The sequence below is a fragment of the Sorangium sp. So ce128 genome, assembly GCF_051525245.1.
Taxonomy (GTDB): Bacteria; Myxococcota_A; Polyangia; order Polyangiales; family Polyangiaceae; genus Sorangium; species Sorangium cellulosum_B.
Genome location: NZ_CP150313.1, coordinates 12943830 through 12970085, shown reverse-complemented (window position 1 = coordinate 12970085; position 26256 = coordinate 12943830). Strand labels below are relative to the sequence as shown.

23 protein-coding genes are annotated in these 26256 nt (G+C 71.2%); 11 read left to right on the top strand and 12 right to left on the bottom strand.

What is annotated here, in order from left to right:
* The first annotated feature begins 1 nt into the window (after position 1).
* The 4 genes from WME82_RS49235 (at position 2) to WME82_RS49220 (ending at position 3375) form a co-directional block, all read left to right on the top strand.
* Positions 2-625: a hypothetical protein gene (locus WME82_RS49235; RefSeq protein WP_438040974.1), complete on the top strand. Its 624-nt coding sequence runs from the start codon at positions 2-4 to the stop codon at positions 623-625.
* Positions 625-1635 carry a hypothetical protein gene (locus WME82_RS49230; RefSeq protein WP_438040973.1) on the top strand — a complete coding sequence of 337 codons (1011 nt, stop codon included), beginning with the start codon at positions 625-627 and terminating at the stop codon, positions 1633-1635. The genes WME82_RS49235 and WME82_RS49230 overlap by 1 nt, the downstream gene beginning before the upstream one ends.
* Positions 1636-1753: 118 nt before the next feature.
* Positions 1754-2953 (top strand): hypothetical protein, encoded by a 1200-nt coding sequence (locus WME82_RS49225; RefSeq protein WP_438040972.1) that lies wholly within the window; start codon positions 1754-1756, stop codon positions 2951-2953.
* Positions 2947-3375 (top strand): hypothetical protein, encoded by a 429-nt coding sequence (locus tag WME82_RS49220; RefSeq protein ID WP_438040971.1) that lies wholly within the window; start codon positions 2947-2949, stop codon positions 3373-3375. Before WME82_RS49225 ends, WME82_RS49220 begins: the two co-directional genes overlap by 7 nt.
* Before the next feature lie 96 nt (positions 3376-3471).
* Here WME82_RS49220 and WME82_RS49215 read toward each other — a convergent pair whose 3' ends face one another.
* From WME82_RS49215 to WME82_RS49200, 4 genes are read right to left on the bottom strand one after another with little or no spacing between them, the layout of a single operon-like run.
* Positions 3472-4638 (bottom strand): NADH-quinone oxidoreductase subunit D, encoded by a 1167-nt coding sequence (locus WME82_RS49215; protein ID WP_438040970.1) that lies wholly within the window; start codon positions 4636-4638, stop codon positions 3472-3474.
* A complete protein-coding gene (locus tag WME82_RS49210; protein WP_438040969.1) occupies positions 4635-5183 on the bottom strand; it encodes an NADH-quinone oxidoreductase subunit C in 549 nt (182 codons plus the stop codon). The genes WME82_RS49215 and WME82_RS49210 overlap by 4 nt, the downstream gene beginning before the upstream one ends.
* Positions 5184-5215: 32 nt before the next feature.
* A complete protein-coding gene (nuoB, locus tag WME82_RS49205) occupies positions 5216-5764 on the bottom strand; it encodes an NADH-quinone oxidoreductase subunit NuoB (RefSeq protein ID WP_012241670.1) in 549 nt (182 codons plus the stop codon).
* The gene (locus WME82_RS49200) at positions 5761-6282 is read right to left on the bottom strand and encodes an NADH-quinone oxidoreductase subunit A (RefSeq protein ID WP_438040968.1); all 522 of its coding nucleotides are present in this window, start codon (positions 6280-6282) and stop codon (positions 5761-5763) included. Before WME82_RS49200 ends, nuoB begins: the two co-directional genes overlap by 4 nt.
* Before the next feature lie 168 nt (positions 6283-6450).
* On the opposite strand from WME82_RS49200, the gene WME82_RS49195 reads away from it, so the two are divergent.
* Positions 6451-7275: an undecaprenyl-diphosphate phosphatase gene (locus WME82_RS49195; RefSeq protein WP_438040967.1), complete on the top strand. Its 825-nt coding sequence runs from the start codon at positions 6451-6453 to the stop codon at positions 7273-7275.
* Positions 7276-7354: 79 nt separating this feature from the next.
* Positions 7355-8497 (top strand): mannose-1-phosphate guanylyltransferase, encoded by a 1143-nt coding sequence (locus WME82_RS49190; protein ID WP_438040966.1) that lies wholly within the window; start codon positions 7355-7357, stop codon positions 8495-8497.
* Between the two features lie 5 nt (positions 8498-8502).
* Here the strand turns inward: WME82_RS49190 and rsmI are convergent, their stop codons facing one another.
* Positions 8503-9381, bottom strand: coding sequence for a 16S rRNA (cytidine(1402)-2'-O)-methyltransferase (gene rsmI, locus WME82_RS49185; RefSeq protein ID WP_438040965.1), 879 nt, complete (start codon positions 9379-9381; stop codon positions 8503-8505).
* A 3-nt stretch (positions 9382-9384) separates the two neighbouring features.
* Positions 9385-10668, bottom strand: a complete 1284-nt coding sequence (locus WME82_RS49180; protein ID WP_438040964.1) for an RNA polymerase factor sigma-32 — start codon at positions 10666-10668, stop codon at positions 9385-9387.
* Between the two features lie 145 nt (positions 10669-10813).
* Between WME82_RS49180 and WME82_RS49175 the strand changes: the two genes are divergently transcribed.
* The 3 genes from WME82_RS49175 (at position 10814) to miaA (ending at position 14462) form a co-directional block, all read left to right on the top strand.
* On the top strand, positions 10814-11485 hold the full coding sequence (locus WME82_RS49175) for a hypothetical protein (protein WP_437856841.1): 672 nt from the start codon (positions 10814-10816) through the stop codon (positions 11483-11485).
* Complete coding sequence (mutL, locus tag WME82_RS49170) at positions 11482-13521, top strand: DNA mismatch repair endonuclease MutL (protein ID WP_438040963.1); 2040 nt, start codon at positions 11482-11484, stop codon at positions 13519-13521. Before WME82_RS49175 ends, mutL begins: the two co-directional genes overlap by 4 nt.
* A gap of 62 nt (positions 13522-13583) precedes the next feature.
* Positions 13584-14462: a tRNA (adenosine(37)-N6)-dimethylallyltransferase MiaA gene (gene miaA / locus WME82_RS49165; RefSeq protein ID WP_438045013.1), complete on the top strand. Its 879-nt coding sequence runs from the start codon at positions 13584-13586 to the stop codon at positions 14460-14462.
* 69 nt (positions 14463-14531) lie between these two features.
* On the opposite strand, the gene WME82_RS49160 is transcribed toward miaA, so the two are convergent.
* Complete coding sequence (locus tag WME82_RS49160) at positions 14532-15263, bottom strand: hypothetical protein (RefSeq protein ID WP_437856827.1); 732 nt, start codon at positions 15261-15263, stop codon at positions 14532-14534.
* Positions 15264-15765: 502 nt separating this feature from the next.
* Here WME82_RS49160 and WME82_RS49155 point away from each other — a divergent pair.
* Positions 15766-16218, top strand: a complete 453-nt coding sequence (locus WME82_RS49155; RefSeq protein ID WP_437743299.1) for a nuclear transport factor 2 family protein — start codon at positions 15766-15768, stop codon at positions 16216-16218.
* 12 nt (positions 16219-16230) lie between these two features.
* Here the strand turns inward: WME82_RS49155 and WME82_RS49150 are convergent, their stop codons facing one another.
* The 5 genes from WME82_RS49150 to WME82_RS49130 form a co-directional block, all read right to left on the bottom strand.
* Positions 16231-18606: a methyltransferase domain-containing protein gene (locus tag WME82_RS49150; RefSeq protein WP_438040962.1), complete on the bottom strand. Its 2376-nt coding sequence runs from the start codon at positions 18604-18606 to the stop codon at positions 16231-16233.
* A gap of 136 nt (positions 18607-18742) precedes the next feature.
* On the bottom strand, positions 18743-20032 hold the full coding sequence (locus WME82_RS49145) for a DUF1552 domain-containing protein (protein ID WP_438040961.1): 1290 nt from the start codon (positions 20030-20032) through the stop codon (positions 18743-18745).
* Positions 20033-20132: 100 nt separating this feature from the next.
* Positions 20133-21455, bottom strand: coding sequence for a DUF1552 domain-containing protein (locus WME82_RS49140; RefSeq protein WP_438040960.1), 1323 nt, complete (start codon positions 21453-21455; stop codon positions 20133-20135).
* 51 nt (positions 21456-21506) lie between these two features.
* Positions 21507-23240 (bottom strand): DUF1592 domain-containing protein, encoded by a 1734-nt coding sequence (locus WME82_RS49135; RefSeq protein ID WP_438040959.1) that lies wholly within the window; start codon positions 23238-23240, stop codon positions 21507-21509.
* Positions 23241-23912: 672 nt separating this feature from the next.
* A complete protein-coding gene (locus WME82_RS49130) occupies positions 23913-24455 on the bottom strand; it encodes an inorganic diphosphatase (RefSeq protein WP_272096779.1) in 543 nt (180 codons plus the stop codon).
* Between the two features lie 361 nt (positions 24456-24816).
* Here WME82_RS49130 and WME82_RS49125 point away from each other — a divergent pair, with 361 nt between their 5' ends.
* Complete coding sequence (locus WME82_RS49125) at positions 24817-26250, top strand: hypothetical protein (RefSeq protein ID WP_438040958.1); 1434 nt, start codon at positions 24817-24819, stop codon at positions 26248-26250.
* Positions 26251-26256: the final 6 nt, after the last annotated feature.

Genomic DNA, 26256 nt, shown 5'->3' with positions numbered 1-26256 from the left:
GATGACCTTCACGAACAGTCTCGCTTGGCCGCATGACTTCATCGAGCAGTGCTCGACGACATTCGGGTCCGGCGGGCTGGACGCCGCCACCTCGGACCTGCACTCGCTCACGGTCTACGCAGGCCATGGGAATAAGGGCCTCCTCCAGTGGGGGTTCCCGCATAATGGCCGTTGCACGATCAGCTTCGAGCCCAACATGCGTCTCGGGTCCATGGCGGGCGCATCCTCCGGCTACGCCATGTACGTCACGAGCTGCACGCTCGCCGAGGACAGCCTGGTAGGCCATGCGAACTTCCAGTGGGTGAACCAGCAGTTCGGTTACCACAACTCCCCCTCCGTGGGCGACGATCAGCCAGCGAACTTCTACGACCTAACGGACGCCCTGGACAACACGACCGCCTGGCTCGACGAGACTGAGGACAGGCCTGGGTGGTTCACCGGAGACAATTCGCCGATAGTCGTGACGCACGGGACCAACTCATCGAACTGCTCGAGCAAGCATAACTTCAGCTTCCTCGGGGCCGCGATGTCGGTTTGGACGCCGATGCCCGGAGGCCCGACGTGCGGGCAAGGGATACCCTCGTTCTGGTATTGCTATACGCTTCGTGATAATGGAGGTTGCTGATGAAACGCTCGGCGATTGTCGGGGTAAGCATGGTGATTGCAGCGCTCGCCGGGTGCTCCAGCGATGCGTCGGGACCGGCGGAGGAAAGCACGCTCGGGCGTGGTGATGCGGCGCTCTCGACCGAGCACCTTGCCACCTTTGAGGCGCGATGGCCGAAGCGCTCCGAGATCGAGGTGGCCTCGCGCGCGGCCCGTCTCGCGAAGCTCGTCCTCGACCGCAAGGCCGTGGAGGTGGACGACGTCCTCGAGGCCATGCCCCAGGGGCAGACGAACAGACCCTGGACGGTGCGTCCGCACAAGGTGGATCCGGACCTGGTCGTCCGGTTCGACTCCCGCTTCGACGACCTGCGCGTCTCCCATATCGGTCTGCGAGCAGATCTGTCGGGAGCGGACATCGGAGAAGCCGCAGCACGCGACATCTTCCTGGCCGCGTTCGACCGGCTCGTCGGCGAAGGGCTGGTCGACGCGCGGATGTACGAGCCGGACTCGGCGAAGCTCTCCCGCACCCTGAGCGGGTCTGCACCCGCGACGGAGCGCGCGATCCCGGAGGTCGTTGAGTACACGTTTCGCTCGGTCCGGAGGATCAACGGCACCGAGTTCGTCAATGCGGGCCTCAGCATCTCTGTCCACCGAAGCGGGCGGCTCTCCGCCATTCGCGCGGGCGGAGCGGAGATCGCCTCCGAGTTTTCGCCCGCCGGCGAGATCCCGCTCGGGCAGTCCAGGATGCTGACGCGGAGGGTGGACACCGAGACGATCAAGGCGCGGTTCATGCAGGAGTGGCCGACCGCCCGCGTGCACTGGGAGGAGCCGATGTATGTGATGCCGGACAACAGCGAGGGTACAATCGAGCCGCGCTACGTGTTCGCCTTCTCGATAGAATCCATCTCGGACGGCCAGCAAGTCCTGTCCCGGCGGCGGCACATCGGCTACTCGGTCGAGGATGCAGGCGCTGCCGCGCAGGACTATACGGAGCGGGCGAATCCGGATACGGCCGGCGATGTGAGGAGATAAAGGGTTACAGATGGTTCACGTGCGTGGGCGAAGATCGCGGCATTACGGCTCGGCGAGGCTCGTCGCAGCGCTGTGTCTCGGCGCGGGAGGGTGTGCGTCGACCGGGCACGACGTTGAGGTGAGCGGTGGCGGACCGCTCATCCATCGGAGCGTCGACCTGGCGTGGCTGCCTGCGCGGAAAGCGGCCTTCGTGACGGCGGTGCACGGGCTGCAGACCGTCGAGATCGTCACGCTAGAGCCTGGCCCGGCCATCACCGCCCTGTCCGCCCCGGATCAGGGAGGGTGCAAGCGATTTCCGGTGGCGCTTGCCTCCCATGACGTGAACGCGGACGGCCTCGACGACGTGCTGATCCTGGACCCCGCGTGCGGAAACTGGATCGCGCTCGGGCAGCAAGGAGGGGGGTTCGGTCCGGCAGCGTGGGAGGATGTGCTTCCCGCGCTGCCGCCGAACCCCTACCTCTATGCGATCCCGATACCGGGAGAGGAACGCCCCGCGATCGTCTCGTCCAACGAGGGGGCGATCGCGGTTGCCCGCTTCCGGGGCGCCTGGGAGCGTATCGACCTCTCCTTCCTCATGCCGTACATGAGCTCGCTGCATGCCTCCGATATCCTCGCGGCGACCGCGCCCCTCGACGCCGGAGGTATCGAGGTAGCGTTCCAGCGAGGCGAGTTTCTTACCATGCTTGCGCTCACGCCTGCGAGCGCGGCCGCAGCAGCCTCGTCCATCGAGGCGCGCATCGACGTTCCTCAGGAGCTCATCGGGGCCCTCAAGCCGCACATCGGGTACGACCATCTTACGAGCTTCGTGCCGGACGGATGCGAACTCTTCGCGCTCGGCGTCGGCCTGTACCCGCCGGAGGCAGGGGACGCTCCGCGCCGTGTTCACGCGCTCCGCCGCGCGGGCGGCTCGTTCGTCGCCGAGCAACTCCCGCTCTCGTGCGACGTGACGACGTTCGCAGTGGTCCATGGCGGGGACGGCCTGGAGCCCGTGCTCGGCGCGGTCGAGCGGTGCGGTGACGATGGCGTCTTCGAGCTCGCGCGCATCGTCGGCTGCGGCGAGCGTGTCGAGGTGCTCAGCCAGGCCAAGATCGAGTTCAACTGGCGCGGCGCGCCCGCGCCTCCCAGCTATTCGCGGCCGACGCTGCCCCGCACGAGCGGGGTGAGGCTCATCGCGGATCGACCAGCGCCCACGCGAGTGCGCTTCGTCCATTACGATGGCTTCGATCTGCGGGTCTTCACTGCAGAGGACGGCGATGGCTGGACGATCCGATCCACGAAAACAAGCATGCACAACGATCGCGAGGACGTCTCATGGTAAGCAAGCATCTGCGCACCTGGTTCCCGCGCCTCGTGACGTTCGCGGCGGTCGCCGCGCTCGGGACGGGGCTCTGCTCGTGCAGCTCCAATTCATGCACGACGCACCGCGAGTGCCTACAGTCGCCGGCAGCCGAGGAGGTCGGGCGCTGCACGCCGAAGGAGGCCTATTGCTCTGATGGCGAGTGCACCGCGTCGTGCGCGAAGCTGTGCACGATCGTCGAGCCGACGTTCGATCCGTGCGGCGCCGGCCTCCTATGCAACGAGTCCGCGTCGCGCCGCGTGGAGCTGCCCTATTGCACTGGCACACCCATCGAGTGCTCCACCCCCGCGGACTGCCCCCTGTACCTGCCCAGCGATGCCGGCGCGTGGGCGTGCGTCGACGGCGAGTGTCGGTTCCCGGACTTCCGCTACGCGCACGAATGACAGCGCCCGCGCGAGGGGAGCGCTCTCTTTCTCTATCCCTCCGCCTCCCGGTCTCCCTGTCGATTTCTCTCGGGTTCTCGCGGCGTGATCGGTGCTCTACCGGTCGATCTCGGGCGCCACGACGTCGAAGCTCGCGATGAGCGCCACGAGGTCGGCCAGGAACAGCCCGGGGCTCTTGGCCTCGATCATCGCCATCGCGGTGAAGCTCCCTGTCCGGAAGCGCGCCCGGTACGCCTCCTCCGCGCCACGCCCGATGACGTAACAGCCCATGTCGCCGCGGGCGCTCTCGATGCGAGCGTACGCCTCCCCGTCGGGCCGCATCTTCTTCGGCAGCTTGCCCAGGATGTCGTCCTCGGGGTGCTCGTCGATCTTGTCGAGCGCCTGGCGGAGGATCTTCGCCGACTCGCGGCACTCCTCGACACGGACGTAGAACCGGTCCCAGCAGTCTCCCACGGTCCCGTAGCGCCCGCGGCCCACGGGGACGTCGAACTCGAGCTCGGGGTAGACCGAATAGGCGTCCTCCTTGCGGAGATCCCATTTCACGCCGGACCCGCGCAGGTTGGGGCCGACGAGCCCCCAGTCCTTCGCCTCCTCGGCCGTGACCACGGCGACGTTGGCGAGGCGCTTGATGAAGATGTCGTTCAGGCTGATGAGCCGGTCGAACTCGACCATGATCGGCTCGAAGCGGTCGAGCCAGTGCCTCACCTTGTCGGCCCACCCCTTCGGCATGTCGAACGACACGCCGCCGATGCGGTGGTAATTGAAGGTGAGCCGCGCGCCGCACAGCTCCTCGATGAAGTCGTTGATGTACTCCCGCTCTCGCAGCGCCCACGGGAAGGGCGTGACCGCGCCGACGTCCATCGCCATCGCGCCGAGCGCGATCATGTGGCTCCCGATCCGGTTGAGCTCGCAGGAGATGACGCGGAGGTACTGCGCCCGCTTCGGCACCTCGATGCCCATCAGCTTCTCGCAGGCGCTCGCCCATGCCTCGTTGGCGAACATCGCAGCGATGTAGTCGACGCGATCCGTGTACGGCATGAAGCCGCTGTACGTGCAGCGCTCGCCGATCTTCTCGATGCTTCGGTGCAGGTAGCCGACGTCCGGCACCGCCTTCCGGATGATCTCGCCGTCCGTCGAGATGACGAAGCGGAGCACGCCGTGGGTCGACGGGTGATGAGGCCCCATGTTGAGGGTCATCTCGTCTTCCATCTCGGCGCCCGGCTGCGCGCCCCCGCGGTCGACGCTGAAGATGACCTGGCTCATGACGCCTCCGCGTCCTTCTTCGGGAGCTTGATCTTGAAGAGCTCGACGGGGTTCGGCCGCTGCGTCGGGATGCCGTGGTACTCGGCCTTCTCCTGCCAGTCCTTGCGCAGGGGGTGCCCCTCCCAGTCGTCGGGCAGCAGCAGGCGGCGGAGATCCGGGTGCCCCTCGAAGCGCACGCCGAGCAGGTCGAAGCACTCCCGCTCCTGCCAGTTCGCCGCCGACCACACGTCGACGAGCGTCGACACCGCCGGGCTCTCCCGGTCGAGGAACACCTTGAGGACGACCCGGTGCTTCTTCGCGTACGAGTAGATGTGATAGACGACGACGATCTTCTCGAGATCGGGATAGTCGACCCCGGTGATGCACTCCAGGTAATCGAAATCGAGCTCCGGCGCCTCGCGCAGGAGCCGGCACACGGGCTCGATCTTCGCGGGCTCGACCTTTAGCCAGGCGTCGCGATCCTTCGGGGACACGGGGTGGAAGTCGAAGACCGCGTCTTCGCCGAGCTTCGCCTGGAGCGCCTGGAAGATAGCTTCGGGTGACATGGGAGATCCGGGAGGTGTCGAGAGGAGAGGGCTCAGCCGCCCGTCGCGCCGCGGCGGCCGAGGGCCCGCTCGCTCTTGATCTTCTCCTGGATCTTGAGGAGCCCTTCGAGCAGCGCCTCGGGGCGCGGGGGGCAGCCGGGCACGTAGACGTCGACCGGGATGATCTGATCCACGCCCTTGCAGACCGAGTAGGCGTACTGGAAGAGGCCCCCGCAGTTCGAGCAGCTGCCCATCGAGATGACGAAGCGCGGCTCCGACATCTGGTCATAGAGGCGCTTCACGCGGGTCGCCATCTTGTAGGTCAGCGTCCCCGCGATGATGAACAGGTCGCTCGACCGGGGGCTCGGCCGCGGCGCGGCCCCGAAGCGCTCGAGATCGCCGCGGGGGCCGCCGGTCTGCATGAGCTCGATGGCGCAGCAGGCCAGGCCGAAGAGCATGTACCAGACGCTGTTCGACCGGCCCCAGTTGAGCAGCCAGTTGACGGTCTGATCGACGCTCGTCGTGATGACGCCGCCGCCGTCGCTCTCGTACTTCGCTTCCCACCCGCGGGGCGGGGCCATCAGGTTCAGGTTCGATGTCATGACTCCGCACCTCCCTCGGCGACCGCCGCCTGACCCGGGAGGCCCGCCGGCGCGCCTTCGCTAGCGCCCGCGAGCGGCGCGTGCGGTGCGCGCGGCTGGCCCCGGCCGCTCACGTTCTGAGCCCCGCGCGGATCCCCCTTGATGGAGCGGATCCAGTTGAAATCGCCCTTCGCCCAGACGTAGGCGAAGCCGAGCATCAGGATGGCCACGAAGAGGAAGATCTCGATCAGCGCGAAGAGCCCGTTGCCCTGGTCCACCCAGCGCTTGAACACGGCCGCGACCGGGTAGATGAACGCTATCTCGACGTCGAAGATGATGTAGACGAGCGCGATGATGTAAAAACGCGGGTTGAAGTTGAACCACGCGGGCCCGACAGGCGCTTCCCCGCACTCGTACGTCTCGATCTTCTCGGCGTACATGTTGTTGGGGCGCAGCAGCTTCCCGAACAGCAGAGAGCCGAGCATGAAGCCGATCGCCACCAGGAAGAACGCGGCAACGCTGGCGTAGGCCATCAACATCGGGCGGAACCTCGCTCGGCTCGCCCCCCTCGTTTCAGGCGAGAGGGATCGGATCCAGGGGTGGTTATGTAGGTGAAAAGCTGAACCGCGGCAAGCCAGCAGACCCGGCCTCGTCGGCGCTGCTGCTCGGGATCGACAGGACGCGCGGGGCTGGGATATCGCTCGAGCGTGGGTCTCGTTGACGTGACGCTGCTCGCGGCCGTGCAGGGGGCGGCGCAGGCGCTGCCCATCTCGGCGACCGGGCATGGCGCGGCGGCCCGGCTCTGGCTCCGCGCGGACGACGGCGACGCCTGGGTCATCGCCGCGCAGGCGCTCGCGGCGGCGGCGGCGCTCGCGCTCGCCGTGCGGCAGCGGCTCCTCCACGCGCTCGGCGAGGGCGCCCGGGCGCTCACGACGCCGTCGCTCTTCAGGGCGTCGCCGCCGGCGCGCGACGCGGCGGGGCTCGCGCTGGGCGCCGCCGTGAGCCTGATCGTCGCGGCGGCGCTCGGTCCGTACGTCGCGCCGTGGCGGGACGCGCCGCTCGCGGTGGGGCTCGGCCTGCTCGCCACCGGCGCGGCGCTCGCCAGCACCGCGCTCGCGCCGCGGCGGGACGGCCGCGACGAGACCGACGCGCCGTCGATCGCCGGGGCGCTCGCGGCCGGCGCGGCGCACGGGGTCGCGGCGCTGCCTGGCGCGTCGCGGGTCGGGGCGGCGCTCGTCGTGCTGCTCTGGCTCGGCGTCCGGCCCGCGCGCGCCGTCGAGCTCGCGCTCGCGCTGAGCCTCCCCGCGCTGCTCGTCTCTGCGCTCGCCGAGGCGCGCGCGTTCCACGGCCCGGCGCCAGGGGCGGGCGCCGTGGCGCTCGGCCTCCTCGCCGCCTTCGTGAGCGCGGCCGCGGCGGCCTCCGCGCTCCGCGCCCTCGCCGAGCGGCGGCGCGTCGGCGCGCTCTCGTTATGGGTCGTCCCCCTCGGCCTCGCGATGGTGGCCTACGCGCGCGCGCTGCCCGGCCTCGCCTGAGCGACCCTCGGCGGCCGCACCGCAACCGTGCGACCCTCTTCGTCGTCCAGACCGCACGTCCAACCGCGGAGAAGCGCCGATGACCCCGACCGACCCCTCCATCCATGTCCTGATCCTCGCCGGCGGCGCGGGCGCCCGCTTCTGGCCGGCGTCGCGCGCCGCGCGCCCGAAGCAGCTCTTGCCGCTGCTCGGCGGCGAGCCGCTCCTCGCCGCGACGGCGCGCCGCGTGCTCCCGCTGTGCGCCCGCGGCGGGCGCGCGGGCTGGGAGCGCGTCTGGATCGCGACCGGCCAGCACCTGGTCGCGCCTACCCGCGCGGCGCTGCCCGAGGTGTCCGAGCGGCGCCTGCTGGTCGAGCCAGCGCCGCGCAACACCGCGCCGTGCATCGGCTGGGCGGCCGCCACCGTCGCGCGCGACGACCCCGAGGCGGTCGTCGTCGTGCTCCCGAGCGACCACCACATCGCCGACGTGCCGCGGTTCCTCGAGGCGCTGGGGGCCGCCGTCGCCTCGGCCCAGGGCGGCGCGATCACGACGATCGGCGTCCGCCCGACGCACCCGGAGACGGGCTTCGGCTACGTCGAGGTGGACGAGGCCGCCGGGGCGGAGGGCGCGGCGCCCGCGGAGCCCCGCCGCGTGCGACGCTTCGTCGAGAAGCCGAGCCGCGAGCGCGCCGCGGAGTTCGTGGCGAGCGGCCGCTTCCTCTGGAACGCGGGGATGTTCATCTTTCGCGCGGGCGACATGCTGGCCGCGATCCGCGCCCACCTGCCGGCGCTCGCCGCGGGGCTCGACGAGATCGACCGCGCCGCCGCGCTGGGCCCGGGCGCCGAGGCGGAGGCCGTCCTGCGGGTGTTCCCGAGCCTGCCGGCCGTCAGCATCGATCACGGCGTGATGGAGCACGTCGCCGGGCTCGCCGTGGTGCCCGGCGACTTCGGCTGGAGCGACGTGGGCAGCTGGCAGAGCGCCTGGGAGCTCGCCGACAAGGACGAACGAGGCAACAGCGCGCCCGCGGGGTCGGTGCTGATCGACGCGCACGGCAACCACGTGGTCGATCTTCGCGCGCGCGCCGCGCCCGACGATCGCCGGGTGATCGCGCTCGTCGGCGTGGAGGGCCTCGTGGTGGTCGAGACCGACGACGCGCTGCTCATCGTGCCGCGCGATCGGGCCCAGGAGGTGAAGCACGCGGTCGACGAGCTGAAGGCGCGAGGGCAGGGCCGGCACACGTGAGCGCCCTACCCGCGCGGCTCCCCCCGCCGCGCCACCGCCCGCGTGTAGATCTCGCGCCGCGGTAGCCCGAGCTCCACCGACAGCTCCTCGGCGATGTGCTTGGCCCGCCTCCCCTGGGCGAGCTCCCGATCGATGCGCGCGTCGAGCTCCTCGTCGCTCGGGCGCGCGCCCTCCGCGGCCGGCGCCGCGGGCGCGAGCACGAGCGTGATCTCCCCGAGCCACTCCCGCTCGATCGCCGCGAGCTCCTCCACGCTGCCGCTCAGGATCTCCTCGTGCACCTTCGTCAGCTCGCGCGCGACGACGGCGCGCCGCCCGGGCATCCGCTCGGCGAGGTCGGCGAGCGTCTCGCGGAAGCGCCGCGGCGACTCGAACAGCACCACCGCCTCCGGCGTCGACGTGACGAGGGCCAGCGCCTCGCGCCGCTCGCGCCCGCCGCGGGGCAGGAACCCGACGAAGCGGAAGCCCCCCGTCACGAGCCCCGACGCGCACACCGCCACCATCACCGCGCTCGGCCCGGGGATCGCCACGACGCGCGCCCCCGCCTCCGTGGCCGCGCGCACGAGCGCCGTCCCCGGATCGCTCACGACGGGCGTGCCGGCGTCGGTCATGAAGGCGATCGACTCGCCCGCCGCGAGCCGCGCGGCCGCGCGCGCCGCGTCCGCCTCCGAGGCGTGCGCGTCGAACCGGTCGACCGGCTTGCCCGAGACGCCGAGGTGGCCGAGGAGCGCCCGGGCCCGCCGCGTGTCCTCCGCGAGGATCCGGTCCGCCCCGCGCAGCGTCTCGACCGCGCGCAGCGTGATGTCGCCGAGGTTGCCGATCGGCGTCGCCACGACGTAGAGGCACCCGCGATCGCTCGACCCGCCCTGCTCGCCGCCGCTCGGCACGGCCTAGTCCATCTCGACGGCGTCGCCGAGCTCCTCCTGGAGGTACGTCCGCAGCTTGGACTGGAGCCGCGCCTCGAGCTGGCGCACGCGCTCGCGCGAGATGCCGAACTCGTTGCCGAGCTCCTGGAGCGTGAGCGGATCCTCGGCGGCCATGCGCTTGTCGAAGATGATCACGTCCTTGCCCTTCAGCGTCTCGCGGAACTTCGAGAGCCGATCGTGGACGAGCCTGCCCATCTCGCTCGCCTCGTACGCGGTGTCCGGGCTCGCCCCCGACGACACGAGCAGCTCGACGCGCGGGATCGTCCGGCCCTCGAGGTCGCCGACCGGGGCGTCGAGCGAGGCCTCGCCGCTCGCGAGGCGGCGGTCCATGTCGACGACCTCCTTCTCCTCGACCGACAGGCGCTTCGCGATCTCCGCCGCCGTGGGCTCGATGCCCATCGCCGAGAGCTTCGCCTTCTCCTTGTTGAGGTTGAAGAAGAGCTTCCGCTGCGCCTGCGTCGTGCCGAGCTTCACGAGGCGCCAGTTGTTGAGGATGAAGCGGAGGATGTACGCGCGGATCCACCAGGCCGCGTAGGAGGAGAGCTTCACGCCGCGGTACGGGTCGTAGCGCTTCACGGCCTGCATCAGGCCGATGTTCCCCTCCTGGATGAGGTCCATGATGTTCTTGTAGGCGCGCCGGTACTCGTACGCGAGCTTGACCACGAGCCGCAGGTTCGCCGTCACGAGCCGCGCGGCGGTCGCGACGTCCTGCGTCTTCGTGTACCTGATCGTCAGCTCCTTCTCCTCGTCCGGCGTGAGCAGCGCGTGGCGCTGCACCTCGCGCAGGTAAGCCTGCAGCGGGTCCGTGCGCGACAGCGCGGCGTCGCCGCCGCCGCGACCCTCGCCGCCGCTGGCCCGCGCGGAGCGCGGCAGCTCGATGTCGTTCAGATCGACGCTCGCGTCGTCGATCACCTCGCCGACGACCTCCACGACATCGCCCTCGTCGACGTCGCCCGCCCTCGCGGCGCCGCTCTCGGGCGCGCCGTCCGCCTCGTCGTCATCCTCGCGCGCGCCCTCGTCGTCGCTCGCCGCGGGCTGCGCCTCGCCGCCCGCGCGCCCGCCGTCCTTCGCGGTGGAGCGCGCGCGGCGCTTTGCGGCAGGCCGGGGGGCCGCGTCCGAGTCGGGCCGGACGTCCGCGCCTTCATCGTCCGCTCCGGCCTCGGGCCCCGCCTTCGCCACCCCGTCGGGCTGGGGCGCTCCGGTCCCCTTCGTTCGCTTCGTTCGCGGCTCGCTCTTGCTCTTCGCCACCCGGACCTCGTCCTCGAAGTTCTAGTACAGCCCCGCCGCACCGCGCCACCTGTGCCGGCGCGCAGGCGCGCGGGCGCTTCGCGATCCGGAGGCTACCCGCTCCGCGATCCGCAGGTAAGGAAGAGAGCGCGCGAGATCGGAGAACGTGCTACACGCCAGCCTCCTCCACGTGGACTCGCACCGCCCTCCGCGCCCGCGCTCGCTGCGCCCCTGGTACCTGGTGGCCACCATGCTGCTCACCTGGCTCATCGGCGTGCGCGGCTTCATGGCCGGGTGCGGGACGGCCATGTACCTGCGCGCCGGCATGGCCCCCGACGTCATGGCCGTGGCCGAGCAAGCGCGCGACCAGGGGGATCCGTTCCAGTTCACGTTCCTCGTGCTCGAGGCCGCGCAGGCGCGCGCGCTGAGCCTGTACCAGGACGTCTCCTTCCCCCTCAGCATCGGGAAGCTGCTCCTCGGCGGGCTGCTCGTCGTCGCGAGCGGGCTGGCGCTCGGCGGGCGGCCCGGCACGCGCGGCTTCGTCCTCCAGGTCCTCGTCGCCAACCTGGCCTTCGCCGCGGTCGAGTACGCGCTCACGCGGGGCGTCCGCGGCGCCTGGATCGACATGGTGGCGCAGGCGGGGGCGCTCCTTCCGCCGGACATCCCCGAGCGCGCGGGCCTCACGAACACCGGCCTCTGGTGGACCGCCGAGCGGGTGCGCTTCGTGATCTTCGAGCTGGCCGTCCTCGGCTCCGCCGCGGTGGCGCTGACGCGGGAGCGCACCAAGATGTACTTCCAGGCGATCGCCCGGACGGTCGACCCCGGCGACGAGCCATGAGCTCCGCGGAGAGGATCGCCGGCGCGGATCCTCGATCGACGCTCACGCAGGCCGAGGAGCGGAAAGTCGCCATCCTCCCGGACGACCTCGCCAACCAGATCGCGGCGGGCGAGGTGGTCGAGCGGCCGGCGAGCGTGGTGAAGGAGCTCGTCGAGAACGCGCTCGACGCGGGCGCGCGCCGCATCCGCGTCGACATCGAGGGGGGCGGGGTCGGCCTGGTGCGCGTCGCGGACGACGGGCGCGGGATGAGCCGCGAGGACGCCTCCCTCGCGGTGCTCCGCCACGCCACGAGCAAGATCGCCCGGCTCGACGACCTCCGCAGCATCCAGAGCTTCGGCTTCCGCGGCGAGGCGCTCCCGAGCATCGCCTCGGTGAGCCGCTTCTCGCTGCGGACGCGGCGCGACGGCGAGTCCGAGGGGACGGAGATCCGGATCGAGGGCGGCGGCGCGGCGCAGGCCATCCCCTGCGGGTGCGCCGCCGGCACCGTGGTCGAGGTGCGCGATCTCTTCTTCAACGTCCCCGCGCGGCGCAAGTTCCTGCGCGCCGTCGGCACCGAGTCGGCGCACGTGTCCGAGATCGCGCAGGCGGTCGCGCTCGGCGAGCCGGGCGTGACGCTGATCCTCTCGCGCGACGGGCGCGTCGCGCGGGAGTGGCTGCGCACCTCGAGCCGCGCGGAGCGGGCGCGCGCGATGCTCGCGGGCGAGGAGCTCGCGACGTGCGCTGGCCAGCGCGGGCCGCTCACGGTCGAGGCGTTCGTGTCGCGGCCGGAGCGCGCCCGCTCGGGCGCCAGCTGGCTGTGGATGTTCGTGAACGGCCGACACGTGCGCGATCGCTCGCTGGCGCGCTCGATCGCGCTCGCCTACGGCAGCGTCCTCGAGCCGGGCCGGTACCCCATCGGCGCGGTGTTCATCGATCTGCCCGCCGATCTCGTGGACGTGAACGTCCACCCCCAGAAGGCCGAGGTCCGCTTCGCCGACGGCCGCGCCGTCGCCGACGCGCTCTACAAGATCGTCGCCGCGCAGGTGGCCGCGGCGTTCGGCCTGCCCGCGCCGGCCCCCGGCGGCTTCCAGGGCCGCAAGGGCAAGCTCTTCGAGGACGCGGCGTCCCCGCCCGGAGACGCCTGGGTCTGGTCGAGCGGCCCCGCGGCGGAGGCGCCCGCGGCGGGCGCGTCGACGCCCACGGCGGGCGCATCGGGCGAGCCGCAGGCGCCGCCGGGCGATCCATGGGGCCTCGGCGGCGACCTCGGCGGGGTCCCGCCGGCACGTCCTCACGCTGCGCCAGCCGGGCCGGCAGCGCCGGCGCAGCTCGGGGCGTGGGCCGACATCGCTGCGCTCGATTTCCCGGCGCGCGGCGGGCCGGGCGAGCCGCCGGTGCCCGCGCCGGGGTCGCCGCCCGTCCCCTACCCGGATCTACCGGCGCGCGGTGCGCCGGTGCTCGCCGCGGCCGAGCGCGTGGTCGCCTGGGGGTCGCTGCGCTTCCTCGCCCAGGTGCGCAACACCTTCTTCGTGTGCGAGGGGCCGGACGGCATCTACTTCCTCGATCAGCACGCGGCGGCGGAGCGCGTGACGTTCCACCGCCTGCGCGCGTCGTACGACGGGCGCGACGTCGCGACGCAGAAGCTGCTCTTCCCGGTGATCGTCCAGGCGGCCCCCGCGGAGGTGTCGCTCGTCGAGGAGGCGCAGGAGGCGATCGCGCGGCTCGGGCTCGACGTGCGCCCGGCGGGCGCGGCGCAGCTCGCGGTGCACGCGGTGCCGACGCTGCTCCGCCGCGCGGCGCCCGAGCGCCTCGTGCGCGACCTCGTGGACGAGCTCAGCCACTCGGGCGAGCGCGCCTTCTCGGGCGCGGTGGACCTCGCGCTGGCGACGATGGCCTGCCACGGCTCGCTGCGCGCGGGCGACCCGGTGGCGCCGGAGGAGGCGCGGGCGCTGCTCACGGCGCTCGACGAGGTCGACTTCGCCGGCCACTGCCCGCACGGTCGGCCCATCGTGATGCGCGTCGGCTGGCCGGAGCTGGAGCACCGCGTGGGGAGGCGGTGAGCGAGGCGGCGCTCGACCTCGCCCCGGACGCCGGCGCGGCCGCGCCGCCGTCGTGGGAGACGATCGCGCCGCCGGCGCCGGGTGAGCTGCTCGTCGTGGTCGGCCCGACCGCGAGCGGCAAGACCGAGCTCGCCATCCGGATCGCGGAGCGGTTCGGCGGCGAGGTGGTGAGCGCCGACAGCGTGCAGATCTACCGGGAGTTCGACCTCGGCTCCGGGAAGCCGACGCCCGCCGAGCGGGCGCGCGCGCCGCACCACCTGGTCGACGCGGTCGATCCGCTCCAGGCGATCGACGCCCAGCGCTTCGCGGAGCTCGCGGAGGCGGCGATCGACGACATCCGCGGCCGCGGCCGGGTCCCCGTCGTCTGCGGCGGCACGTTCCTCTGGGTGAAGGCGCTCGTGCTCGGCCTGTCGCCCGCGCCGCCCGCCGATCCCGAGGTGCGCGCGCGCCACCGCGCGATCGCCGACGCCGAGGGGCGCGCCGCGCTCCACGCGCGCCTCGCCGCCGTGGATCCGGAGAGCGCGGCCCGCCTCGCGCCCAACGACCTCGTGCGGGTCAGCCGGGCGCTGGAGATCTACGAGCGCTCGGGCCGGACGCAGAGCGCGTGGCACGCGGAGCACGGCTTCCGGGAGCGCCGGCACGCCGCGCGCCTGCTCGCGGTGCACCGGGACCGCGCCGAGCTCGACCGCCGCATCGAGGCCCGCGTCGCCGGGTGGCTCGAGCAGGGCTGGGTGGACGAGGTCCGCTCGCTCCTCTCCCGGGGCTACGGCGACGCGCGGGCGATGGGCTCCGTCGGCTACCGGCAGGTGCGGGAGCACCTGGAAGGGCGCCTGCCGGCCGACGAGCTCGCGCCGGCGATCGTGCGCGCCACACGCACCTTCGTGCGCCGGCAACGCACGTGGTTGAGGGACCAGGCAATCGCGTACGTCGCGCTGCCATGAGCCATAAACCATAATAATTCCAATATCTTACACCAGAACCACCCGCCGGCGAGGCGCCGCGGGCGCCGCTCATGCGCGCTCTTCGCCGGTCCCACCGCCGCCGCGGCGCCGGCCCGCTCCGGCCAGGGGAACGCGCCACCGGACCTCGCCGTCGCAGCGCGGGCAGGCCGCGGTGGACGGCCGCGCCTCCTGGGCAAACGCGACGCGCCCGCAGTGCGAGCAGACGGTCATGTGGCGCTGATAGATGTCCGGGCCCGAGAGGATCGCCGCGGCGAAGAGGCTGAGCACGACGTCGCTCAGGAAGTCGCTCTCGCACGGCGCCGGCAGCCAGCCTGATCGGTCGCCCACCACGGTCCAGCGGACGCGCGCGCTGTACAGCGCTGCACGGAGAAACTTCCCCTCGGGGTCCGGTGCAACGAAGTCGAGCAGCGCGCTCCCCACGCGCCGGCGCGCGCGCGCGGTGAGCGCCGCGACCGCCTCGGGCCGCTCGTCCAGCTCGCCGAGCGCCACGGTCTCCGCGCCCGGCTCGCGCACCGCGCGCGGGGGCCTCATCCACCCCGGAGCGATCACGTGCTCGCCGAGCCACGCCCTGAGCTCATGCGGCTCCCAGGGGCGGGTCGTCACCTGCATGAACTGGAGCGCCCCGGCCAGGCTCGGGCTCGCGAGCATGCGCCCGCGCAGGGCGACGAACGACCGGGCCCTCCCGGCATCGGCGCGCGCGCTCCACCCGAGCCTCCTGCTCCGGCTCGCGAGGTCCGTCGGCGCGGCGCCGGCCATTGGGATCTTCAGGGAATTGCTCATGAGTTCCATGGGGTCTTCCGCCCCGCTGTGCGCCGCGGGGAGCGGCCGGCGAACCGGCGATGTGCGGCGCGGTAAGCGCCCGGCGTGCCAGCCGCCGCGGAGGCCCGGATCTCCTCGCGCGCGCATGCGGCGCGCGCAGAAACGGCATGTTCGCGCGCGCCGGCGGCGCCGCTGAGGCCTCGAAACCGCCGTCCGCCGAGCGCGGTTGCGGGGTCCAAGCATCAGTGGGCCACCAGCGCGTCATCGACACCGCAGCTCGCTGGGCTTCATGGGCTCACCCCGGCGGCGCGGGCGCGCGCGCGCGCCCAACGCCGCGCCGCGCCGCGCCGCTCCGGGTCGACAGCCTCCCTCGGACGATGTCGAACCCCAGAGGGCGAGAGGGCGGGGCCCTTCTCGCCTTTTTACGTCCATGCTAACCGCATCTCTCCTCCGACAAGGAACGGATCGAGAGAGCTCACCACGGAGCACGGCGCCTCCTGCTCCACGCGAAAAAAGGACGACCATGACGCGAGAGTTGAATGACGTGCAGGCGATCCAGAATGTCGTTGTCCGGATCGCCCACCACATCGATAAGCGGCGCTGGACCGAGCTCCGCGGCCTCTATGCCGACGTCGTGGTGGCCGACTTCACGTCGGTCTTCGGGGGCGAGCCGCAGGAGCAGAAGACGGACGATCTGCTCGCGGGCTGGAGCAAGTTTCACGACGCGATCGACGCATCACAACATTTCCTCGGCCCCCTCGATATCGAGGTGAAAGGAGAGCACGCCTCCGTGGAGTGCCATGTCCGCGCCCACCATCGGTTCGCGCGCGCGCCGGGCGGCGAGGACTGGCTGGTCGCGGGCCACTACCGCTATGAGCTCGCCAGGCACGCCGGCGGCTGGAAGATCTCCAAGGTCAGGTTCGAGATGTCGTACCAGACCGGCAACACGAACATGTTCGAGGAAGCGCTCAGGTGAGCCCGCCGCGGGTCACCGCGGGTGTTGCGGCGCGATCGCCAGGCCGAGCGCGTGCGCCGCGCGCAGGGCCGCGACGCGGAGGTGGCCGTCCGGCAGGCGCTCTCGCCCCGCGACGAGCTCGATCAGCGGCACCCACGAGAGCCGCCGAGCGGCATCGGACCCAGGCGCGAGGTCGGGCACGGCGGCAGCCGAGGCGGGCGCGCCGGCCGAGGCAGGCGCCGCGGTGACCACGAAGGCGAGCGGCTGGACCAGCTCCGGGGTCAGCCCTGCCGAAGGGCGGTAGGCCCCGCCGAGCTCGACGGCCGCCCCCACCCGAACGCCGTACTCGGCCTGCAGCCGCTCGCGCACGAACGCCTCGGCGGCCGAAAGCGCGCTCACGCTCCGCGGCAGCCGCCACGCCGGCGCGACCAGGATGCCGCTGTCGCCCGAGAAGCTCTGGGCGGCCGGCAGATCGTGGTCGTCCACGCCGAGCACGACCTCCCCCGACGGCGCCCGCGCGAGCAGCGCCGTCGAGACCGTGAGCACCCCGAGCGGCCGAGGCACCACGTACTCCAGCTCCCGCGCGGCCACGACGTCGCCGTCTGCGGTCAGCTCCTCGAAGCGCGCCCGCCGTACCTCGAGGAACCCCGCGCTGGCGCTCGGGTCCACCCGCGAGAACCTCCGGCGGCTCGGGCGCCCGAGCAGCGCGGCGAGCGACGTCGGCTGCACGGCGGCCACGCCGCCGTCGTCGGCGTCGTCGCCGGCGCCGGCACCGCCAGGGACGCCTGCAGCGCCCGCGCCGGCCGCCGCGAGCGGGATCTCGTCGCCGATCCACGGCCCGAACGGCAGGCCGAAGCGCGCCAGGAGGTCGTAGACGTTCAGCTCGAGCCGCGCGTCGGGCAGGCCGCCGACCTGCGCGGCGCGGAGGAGCTGGCGCGCCTCGATGGCGCGGATGCGCCCCGAGGTGCCGAACCCCGACACGTTCTCCGAGGGCGCGTTCACATACGTGGGCTCGACCTCCACCAGCATCGAGCGCACCTCTTCGAGGATGCCGCCCGGCGACGGGTAGTACGTCGTGCCCGGGATCATGCGCAGGATCGCCGCCGCCCGCACCCCGGCCGCCCGCTCCAGCGCATGCTCGACCGTGTGCCCGACCGGGAACTCGGTCTGCACGACCGCGATCGGCTCGGCCAGATAGTCCGCCGGCCCGCTGCCGTCGAGGGGAGGCGTCTCCTCGCGGCAGGCGCGCGCGATCGGCCGCGGATAGCTGGTCCGCGCCAGCACATACGCCGTCTCCCCCGCGAAGAAGAACGGCACGATGTCCAGCGTGGGGTGCGGCCGCGCCGCCAGGTCGAACACCTGCCCTGTCGCCCGATCCTGGTGGTGCTCGATCCGCAAGAACTGCCGGGCGCCCTCCGCGGGCGCGAGCCGGAACGCGACCCCTTGACCGGCCTTCACCTTCTCTCCGACGATCAGGTAGTTGGTGGGCGGATAAGGCAGGCAGGCGCCCGTGGTGTCCCGGAGCTCGAAGCGACCGACGAATCGGTTCCGCACGATCCAGGGGTTGCGCAGCGGCGTCGACGACAGCACGCGCAGGCCGAGCCGGGCAAAGAGCGCCTCGAACTGCGCTTGAGAGAAATAGGTATACTCCTCCTTGACCTCGGCTTCCCAGTCAGCGCGGTAATCCTTCCTCAACACGAACTCGACAGCATGCTTGTGGGCGAGCCGGTACCGGCGCCACCCCGGGCGCGGCGCGGGGAGCGCGCCGGAGGGCTCGCGCGGGGCGCGCGCCAGCGGGAACCCCGGCTCCGGCGAGAGCGAGCGAAACTCGCCCGCGAACCGCTCGAGCAGCGCCGCCGTCGAGGCGCTGCGGGGATCGCGGCCGTCGTCGCCGTCCTCGGCGGGCACGTCCAGAAACACCGCCTCCGGCCCGGGATCGACGAAGTCCCTCACCACGAGCACCCCGCCCGGCGAGAGCTGCTCCACCTGCGCCGCCAGCGCTTCCGCGGCGTTCGCGTGGCGGTAACCGCCGTAGGAGGTGACGTGGTGGAGCACCGATGAGTCGAAGACGCCGTCGAGGCTCTCGGGCGGGAATACCGTCGTGGCGATGTCGCCCAGCTGAAAGCCCAGGTTCGGCTGCTGATGAGCGCGGCGCGCGAGCTCGACGACCGTCGGATCGATGTCGACGCCGATCACCTCGAGGCGCGGGTAGAGCTGGGCCAGCGCGGCGCTGCCCTGCCCCGAGCCCATGCCCATGTCGGCGACGCGGCCCTCGCACAGGAGGTGCGCTGCCGTGAGCGCGACCTTCTGGCGCATCGACGCGTCCATCGCGGACAGGTACCGCGCGTACGCGGACAGGTCGTCTCGCCGTTGATCTGCCTCGTATCCTGCCGGCGCGCGCGTCGTCATGGTGACGAGTGTACGCCGGGCGCGGGACGGGGGTCGACGGCGGCGTGCGCCCGGGAGAGCGCAGGCGCCCGGGCGCGACGCGGCGGTCGCGGGGAACCGGAGCGCGCGCGCGCCGGGAAGCGGCGCGCCGGCCGCCTCAGCTGGCCGAAAGGCCCGGGAGCGGCGACTTGGACCGCAGGTTCGGATCGCCGAAGCCGGCGAAATCCGTGATGCCCATCGCGTCGCACAGGCTGAGCAGCACGCGCTCGTGCCGCTCGCCGCTCTTGATGTACCGGCCGCCAGGGGCCGTCTTCAGATAGCCGCCTTCGCCGCTCGCCAGGACGAACTTCATCTCGTTCTGGTTGTGGTTCGGCGAGTCGCCCATGTCGCGGCACCACGCGATCAGCGTGTTGTCGAAGAGCGTCCCGGAGCCGTCGGCCTCCGGGATCGCCTTCAGCTTGTTGATGAGGTCGACGAACCGCTGCGACAGCCACTTCTCCAGCTTGATCAGGTCGAGGTGCGCCGGTGCGCCGGTGTGGATCATGGCGCCGTGCTCGTCGCCCTTCAGCCCGATGTCCGGGAGATCGACGTTCATGGCCTGATCCGAGCCCCACTGGATCGCGCCGACGCGGGTGATGTCGCACGCGAACGCGCCGACGAGGAGATCCATGTGGAGCAGGTTGGCCTGGAGCGGGTTGGCCGGATCGGTGGAGGGCTTGGTCGGCACGCTGCAGCCGCCGGTCTGGCCGGACGACGCGTTGGACAGCCGCTCCTCGATCTGCCGGATCGAGTCGATGTGCAGCTCCAGCTTGTACTTCTGCTCTGAGCCGAGGTTCCCCTCGAGCGCCTTGATCTCGTTCTTGAGGTGATCGAGGACGCTCTTGCGACGGCGCAAGAGATCGTCTGACGACGTGTTCGACGGGATCGCCGAGCCGAACAGGGTGGAGTAGGCGGACGTCGGAGAGGCGATGCCCGGCAGGTTGTCCTTGCGATAATACGGCGATCTCCCGCCGTTCACCGTGCTCTCGGCCCCCAGCAAGAGCGAGGGGATCTGCGTCTTCGTGCCGGCGGCGATCAGCTTGTCCGCGATGAACTGGTCGACGGAGATCAGCTTGGCGGGGTCGCTGAAGCCGAGCCCCGTCAGGGCGTCGGGCGCGCCGTGGTTGTTCCCCGGATTCCCGCTGGGGAGGCCGTCCACGAGCACGACGTGCTGCTTCACGTCCGCGAGCGGCGACGTCGACTCGCTGAACGTGGGGGTCTCGCCCGAGACGCTCGTGGGCTTCCAGATCGATGGCGCGGTCCCCATCGTGCAGAACAAAAGGAGCCGCTTGGGCTTCCGCCCGGGCGCCGCCTCGGCGATGGAGTCGAGGAATGGGTTGAACAAGAAGCCGGCACCAACGCTGGCCCCCAGCCCCTTGAGGAAATCTCTACGACGACTGCTGCGCATGAACGACCCTTTCACGCTACCGATCTCGCGCCAACGGAGCTCGCCGCGACAGGTGCGTGGGGGCGCACCTGTCGCGGCGAGCGGCCTCGCGCCCTCGGTGTCAGGTCGCGGCGATGCCGGGGAGCGGCGACTTGCTGCCCAGAGCCGGATCCCCGAAGCCGGAGAAGTCCGTGACGCCCATCGCGTCGCACAGGCTGAGCAGAACGCGCTCGTGCCGCTCGCCGCTCTTGATGAACCGGCCGCCAGGGGCCGTCTTCAGATAGCCGCCGTTGCCGCTCGCCAGGACGAACTTCATCTCGTTCTGGGTGTGGTTCGGCGCGTCGCCCATGTCACGGCACCAGGCGACCAGCGTGTTGTCGAGGAGCGTCCCGGAGCCGTCGGCCTCGGGCGTCGCCTTCAGCTTCTTGATGACGCCGACGAACTGCTGGTGCAGCCACTTCTCGAGCTTGATCAGGTCGAGGTGCGCAGGGGCGCCGGTGTGGATCATGCCGTTATGCTCCTCACCGCTGAGCCCGATCTCGCTCAGGTTCGCGTTCATCATCTGATCCGAGCCCCACTGGATCGCGGCGATGCGGGTGATATCGCACGCGAACGCGCCGACGATGATATCCAGATGGAGCTGGTTGGCCTTCAAGCCATTGGTCATGTCGCCGCTCGGCGTTCCCGGGACGGAGCAGGTGCCCGTCCCTCCTCCGCCTCCCGGGGTCATGGTGTTCGAGAGCCGCTGCTCGAGCTGGCGGATCGACTCGAGGTGCAGATCCAGCTTGTACTGCTGCTCCTTCCCCAGGTTTCCCTTGAGCGACGTGAGCTCTTTCGTGAGGTTGTCGAGGACGCTCTTGCGCCGCTTCAGCAGGGCCTCGGCGGCGCTGTTGTCGTTGCTGCCTTGGTTGTTGGACGGCGTGAAGCCCGTGAACACGGTCGAGTACGCGGACGTGGGGGAGCCGATGGGCGACAGGTTGGTCCCCTTGTAGAACCCCGTCTTGCCGCCCTCGACGGCGGCGCCGAGCAGGAGCGAGGGGATGGGCGTCGACAGCCCGCTGCCCTTCAGCTTCTCGACGATGTACTGGTCGACCGAGATCAGCCCGTACGGGCCGTTGCTGTAATAGCCCATCCCGGTGAGGCCGTCGGCGGACCCGTGGTTGTTGCTGGGGCTCCCGCTGGGGAGGCCGTCCAGCATCACGATGTGCTCCTTCACCTCCTCGAGCGGCGAGGTGGACTCGCTGAACGTGGGGGTCTCGCCGGAGACGCTCTTGGGCTTCCAGATCGAGGGGGCCGTCCCCATGGTGAAGAAGATCAGGAGCCGCTTCGGCTTCTTCCCGGGAGCCGCGTTGGCGATGGAATCATAGAAGGGAGAGAACAGAAGACTGGCCCCGAGGCTGGCCCCGACACCCTTGAGAAACTTCCTACGACTGTGGCTGCGCATGACCGATCCTTTCACTCGCTACCGATCTGTTCTTGGGTTGCAGCCGTGGGGTCACGGACCTTGAACTCTGCGGGTGAAGTGCGGCGCGCGCGTCAGCGCGAGCCACACGCTCTTGAGACGGAACTCGTCCGCCGCGGCCTCCTCCTGGACCTTCTCGTACGTGCAGCCGTCCTGCTCCCAGGTGCCGCCGAACGCGTAGTACGACCAGTAACGGACCATGCACGCCTTGACGTCCTCGCTCGCCGCGAGGTAGTCGGCCAGCTCGGTGACACCGCTGAAATTGAAGTCTTCGCCGGTGGGCGGCTCGACGACCGTGCCGGTCACGTCGACGGGGATCCCGTTCTCATCGTTCCGCCATCGACCGAACGTGTCGTAGTGCTCGAAGCCGACGCCGATCTTGTCGGTCAACTTGTGGCAGCCCGCGCAATATTCGGCCTTCGTGTGCTGCTCGACCATCTCGCGCGTGGTCGCCGGGGTCTCCAGGGGCTTGACGTTCGGATCCACGCCGGGCGGCGGGGGCTCGAGCGGCTGGCAGAGGAGCCGCGTGCGGACCATCTTGCCGCGCTGGGTCGGCGAGGACAGCTTCGCGCTGCCATGCCCCGTCAGGAAGCTGCCGTGGGCCAGGATGCCCCCGTCGCGCTGCCCTGGGGTGAGCGTCACCTTCGTCAGCTCGGTGCCCCCGGCGCCGTTGATGCCGTAGTGCGAACCAAGGCTGGAGTTGATGAACGTGTAGTCCGCCTGCAGGAGGTTGGCGAACGTGCCGTTCTGGTTGAACGCGGTGTCCACGACGAGCGCCTGCGTCTCGGCCATCATGTCCTTGCGCATGGCGTCCGTGAGATCGAAGAGCGTGTTGTCCTTCACCGCGGTGACGAGGCGGTTCAGCTGGAGCCAACCGCGCATGAACCGCATCATTTCCTTCTCGGCGAGCGGCCTTGTCGCCGAGTCCTCCAGCAGGCGCAGCGCGTGCTGGGCGATCTGCTCGCTGGTCAGGTTGGCGCCCTGGGCGGCAGCCGCGTCGGCGGCCTGCAGCAGCGCCTCGTCCGGCATGGTCCCGGTCAGCAAGTACGAGAGGTTGCTCGCGATCTCGTGCGGGGTGAGCTCGTAGACGCCCGAGCCGCTCGCCTCGGTCCCGATCTCGTGGCGGTAGAGGAAGTACGGCGACTGCAGCATGGCGCCCACGACCACCTTGGCGCCGTCCTCGAACGACGTCTCCGCCCCGAACAGCGCGTCGTAGGACGCGACGCGCTCGTCCGTGAGCTTGTCGCGGAACGCGCGGCGGCCGAAGTCGCGGATGAACTCGGTCCGGCAGCTCGCATCCAGGGTCCTGCACGTCGTCGTGGTGATGCTGGCGAGCTTGTTCGTCACCGCCCAGTCGGCGGTCGTCTCGGCCCAATCCATGATCTGCTGGGCCGTCAGGTCGCGAATCACCAGCGCGTTCGCGTCGGCCGTGAACCCGAGCACCTGCGGATCGTTGAAGATGCTCGGAAGCGCGACGGACTGGTCCTTGAACAGATCGCGGACAGTGGCTTCAAATTGATCCACCGTCAGGCGACGCACCACGCGCGGGCCCGGGGTGCTCTTGTCCGCGACCTCGCATTCCGACACCTCCGGGATCTCCGGGGGCACATCCGGCGGGTCGCCGATCGGCGGGCCGCCGCCGTCGCCGCCGCTGCTGCTACTGCCGTTGCCGGTGCCGTCGCCGCTGCTACTGGTCTCGGAGGGCGTCCCGTCGGGATTTCCGAGGTTGCCCAGGCAACCGAGCGGGCCGGCGAGGAGAAGCGCCACTGCGGAGTAGCGGCGACACGCTTTCGCCGAAACTAAGCTATTAAGCGTGCTCATCATTGCTTGAGAAAAGCTGATGTCTCTCATGTTGTCAAGCCCCGATCAAGCGGTGTCGCCTCGATAATCCATGCGCATACCCGCGCGCTTCAATGGCCTGTCACCGAATCGTCCGCGTCATTTGTGTTGTTTGCGTTGATTGCGTTCGCCGCGTTCGAATCGTTTTCAGCGTCGTTTTCAGCGTCTTTGCCCTGCCCGCTCGCCTGTATGCGTCATGGTGGGCCCTTGGCGGCTCTCCCCGGAGCGAAGTCGAGTTCGACGCTCCGCGTTGAGCCGACTCACGGTGTCACCCGCCACGCCAGAGAGCTCGACCCCCCACCGGATCCGAGGCCGAGCCGGAGCCGCTGGATCGCCAGGCGCGTTTCGACCTCAGGGCTCTGGGCGAGCCGCTGGGCAAGGCCTTCGTCGTCCATGAGCGTCGAGAAGCGATCCACGGCGGGCGGTAAAGCAACCCTCGTGCCGAGTGTTCTCGCGGGGTTACCTCGCGCCGCTATGCCCGGTTTCTGGATTTTTTCGAAGGTTGCGAGGGGTGGACGCCGAGGGGTCCAGGAAGGGCGATCCACCGCTTCCGCGATCCATCCGTGCGCCGCTGCAACCGGGCCCCCAGGGCCAGCCGCGTCAGCCCTTGGACCAGGCGCTGATCGAGCGATAGCTCGCGACGGACTCCTCGATGACCTCCAGGGCGCGGTTCCTGTCGTACATCGTATCTACCTCTGCGAGCTTGTTCTCGAGCGTCTTGTAGTCGATGAAGAACCGCATGAGCTCCTTGGTCACGTGCGGCGGCAGCTCCTCGTGGGTCAGGTAATGGGCCACGGAGGGGTCGTCGACGGCGACCGCGATGATCTTGTCGTCGACGCCCTTGTCGTCGCGCATGAAGAAGCCGCCGATGGCGCGCGCCCTCACGATCGTGAGCGGCACGACCGGCTCCTGCATGATGACGAGGACGTCGAGCGGGTCGCCGTCGCCCGCGTGCGTCTGAGGGATGAAGCCGTAATTGGCCGGGTAGTGCACTGACGAGTAGAGCACGCGGTCGAGCATCAAGAGCCCCGTCTTCTTGTCGAGCTCATACTTGCACTTCGATCCTTTCGGGATCTCGATCACCACGGGGAAGAAGTCGTGTCGGCTGTCGGGGAGCAAGATGTCGTGAAGCGGATGGGTCATTGAATCGTCCTGGGCTTTCGCCCCCGCCCGGGAGGCGGGCGAGGGGCGCACACGATACCAGGAGTTCGATCCGGTGAGATCGGGGTCCAGACACCCCCGCATTCCCGCTCTGGGACGAGATGAGCCACGCCGCCGCCGGGGCCCTCCCGGCGCGGGCCGGCGGGGGGCGCAGGACCGACGTTGGCGAGCATGGGCAAGGGCGGTCGCTCGTGCGATGAGCTAGCGCGAAGCCGCCGGGTCAGACTCGCCGGCGGATCTCCGGATACCAAGTGCGCTCCCCATGAGACCGTTCCCCACACGCGCCCCAGCCGCGCGACCAGAGCGAGCGCCCGCGCTGCGACGCACGGCGCCCAGGGCGCTGGTGGTCCTCGCCCTGGGCGCGGCCCTCGGCGGCCCCCCCGCGGCAGCGGCGCGCGCGCCGGACGCGACGTCGGCCAAGCCGCCCTCGCCCGTCGCGAGCGCGCAGGCCGGGGCGCCCTCCGACGACGGCGCCTCAGCGGCCGCCGCCCCGCCGGCCGAGGGCCGACCCGTGGTCTCGCCGGTGCAGCGCCCGGACGAGCGCGACCTCCGCGATGTCCGCGACGTCCAACAACGCGCTTGCTCCTTCACGCTGCCCGTCTGCGTGCACGCGCCCGCGGACGTCCCCGGCGCCGCCCTCCTCGAGAGCCTCACCCACCTGGAGGCCGCGATGCGGGCCTACGACGCGCTCGGTCTGCCGCGCCCGCTCCCCGATGGCGCGCGGGGCGGCGGCCCAGCGTACGATCTCTACCTGGAGCGCGGCCCGCGCCGCGGCCCGACGCGCGTGGGGCACGACCTGCGGGCGCTCGGGGAGCGGTTCGACGCCGCGAGCGCGTTCGCCATCATCGCAGCGCCGGGGCGCGGCGGGTGCGCGAGCGCGTCCGACGCGGCCTACGCGCTCGGAGCCGCCGTCGCCATGCGCCTCGACGCCGGGGCGGAGGAGGGCGCGATCGCCATGACGGCGAGCTACCTCGCCGCCATCGCGGCGCCCTGCGCGGCCGAGGAGCTCGCCGCGGTCGACGCCTTCCAGCGGGCGCCCGAGCGGGCGCTCACCGGCGCGGCGCTCGGCGCGCTCGACGGCGGCCTGCTCTTTCCGTGGTACCTCGACGACGCGTACGGCACCGGGACGCCGGCGCAGGTCGCGACGTCGCTGCTCGCCATCGCGGCGCAGTCCACGCCCGCGGGCGCGGCGCGCTTCCACGCCGAGCCCGACACGTTCGATGCGCTCCGGGCGTCCCTGCGATCGCGCGGCGAGGGTCTCGACGACCTGCTCCTCGAGTTCGCCATCGCGCGAGCGTTCCTGGGCAGCCGCAGCGACGGCGCGCACCTCTCCGACGCCGAGCGCTTCGGCGATTTCGGCCGGGTTCGCTTCGAGTGGTCGCTGCCCTACGCCACTCTCCCGCGGCGGGTCGCGCCCCTGCGCCCGATCGAGCCGACCGGCGCGACGTATCTCTGGCTCGATCTCTCGGCGGAGAACGCGGCCGCTCGGCCGGATCTCAGGACGGCCGAGATCACCTTCGTGGCCGACTGGGAGCTGCCCGCGCTGTTCCGCTGGGCGATCGTGAAGGTCGACGCGCACGGCGCCGAGGCCGGCCGCGTCGACGTGGCCGGCGTCTTCGGCAGCAGCCGCGCGCAGCGCACGGTGGTGGGGCTCGACGGGCTCTCGGGGCTGCTCGTCGTGGGCGTCAACGCGGGGAGCATGATCCGCAGCCTCCCCTTCGATCCCGACGACGCGCCGTTCATGCCGCACGCGTACACGGTCTGGCTCTCCAGGTAGGCGCCG

Coding starts and splice junctions, on each gene's coding strand:
- WME82_RS49235 (WP_438040974.1), top strand. CDS start 2: ATGACCTTCACGAACAGTCTCGCTTGGCCGCATGACTTCATCGAGCAG.
- WME82_RS49230 (WP_438040973.1), top strand. CDS start 625: ATGAAACGCTCGGCGATTGTCGGGGTAAGCATGGTGATTGCAGCGCTC.
- WME82_RS49220 (WP_438040971.1), top strand. CDS start 2,947: ATGGTAAGCAAGCATCTGCGCACCTGGTTCCCGCGCCTCGTGACGTTC.
- WME82_RS49215 (WP_438040970.1), bottom strand. CDS start 4,638: ATGAGCCAGGTCATCTTCAGCGTCGACCGCGGGGGCGCGCAGCCGGGC.
- WME82_RS49210 (WP_438040969.1), bottom strand. CDS start 5,183: ATGTCACCCGAAGCTATCTTCCAGGCGCTCCAGGCGAAGCTCGGCGAA.
- nuoB (WP_012241670.1), bottom strand. CDS start 5,764: ATGACATCGAACCTGAACCTGATGGCCCCGCCCCGCGGGTGGGAAGCG.
- WME82_RS49200 (WP_438040968.1), bottom strand. CDS start 6,282: ATGTTGATGGCCTACGCCAGCGTTGCCGCGTTCTTCCTGGTGGCGATC.
- WME82_RS49190 (WP_438040966.1), top strand. CDS start 7,355: ATGACCCCGACCGACCCCTCCATCCATGTCCTGATCCTCGCCGGCGGC.
- mutL (WP_438040963.1), top strand. CDS start 11,482: ATGAGCTCCGCGGAGAGGATCGCCGGCGCGGATCCTCGATCGACGCTC.
- WME82_RS49160 (WP_437856827.1), bottom strand. CDS start 15,263: ATGAGCAATTCCCTGAAGATCCCAATGGCCGGCGCCGCGCCGACGGAC.
- WME82_RS49155 (WP_437743299.1), top strand. CDS start 15,766: ATGACGCGAGAGTTGAATGACGTGCAGGCGATCCAGAATGTCGTTGTC.
- WME82_RS49150 (WP_438040962.1), bottom strand. CDS start 18,606: ATGACGACGCGCGCGCCGGCAGGATACGAGGCAGATCAACGGCGAGAC.
- WME82_RS49145 (WP_438040961.1), bottom strand. CDS start 20,032: ATGCGCAGCAGTCGTCGTAGAGATTTCCTCAAGGGGCTGGGGGCCAGC.
- WME82_RS49140 (WP_438040960.1), bottom strand. CDS start 21,455: ATGCGCAGCCACAGTCGTAGGAAGTTTCTCAAGGGTGTCGGGGCCAGC.
- WME82_RS49130 (WP_272096779.1), bottom strand. CDS start 24,455: ATGACCCATCCGCTTCACGACATCTTGCTCCCCGACAGCCGACACGAC.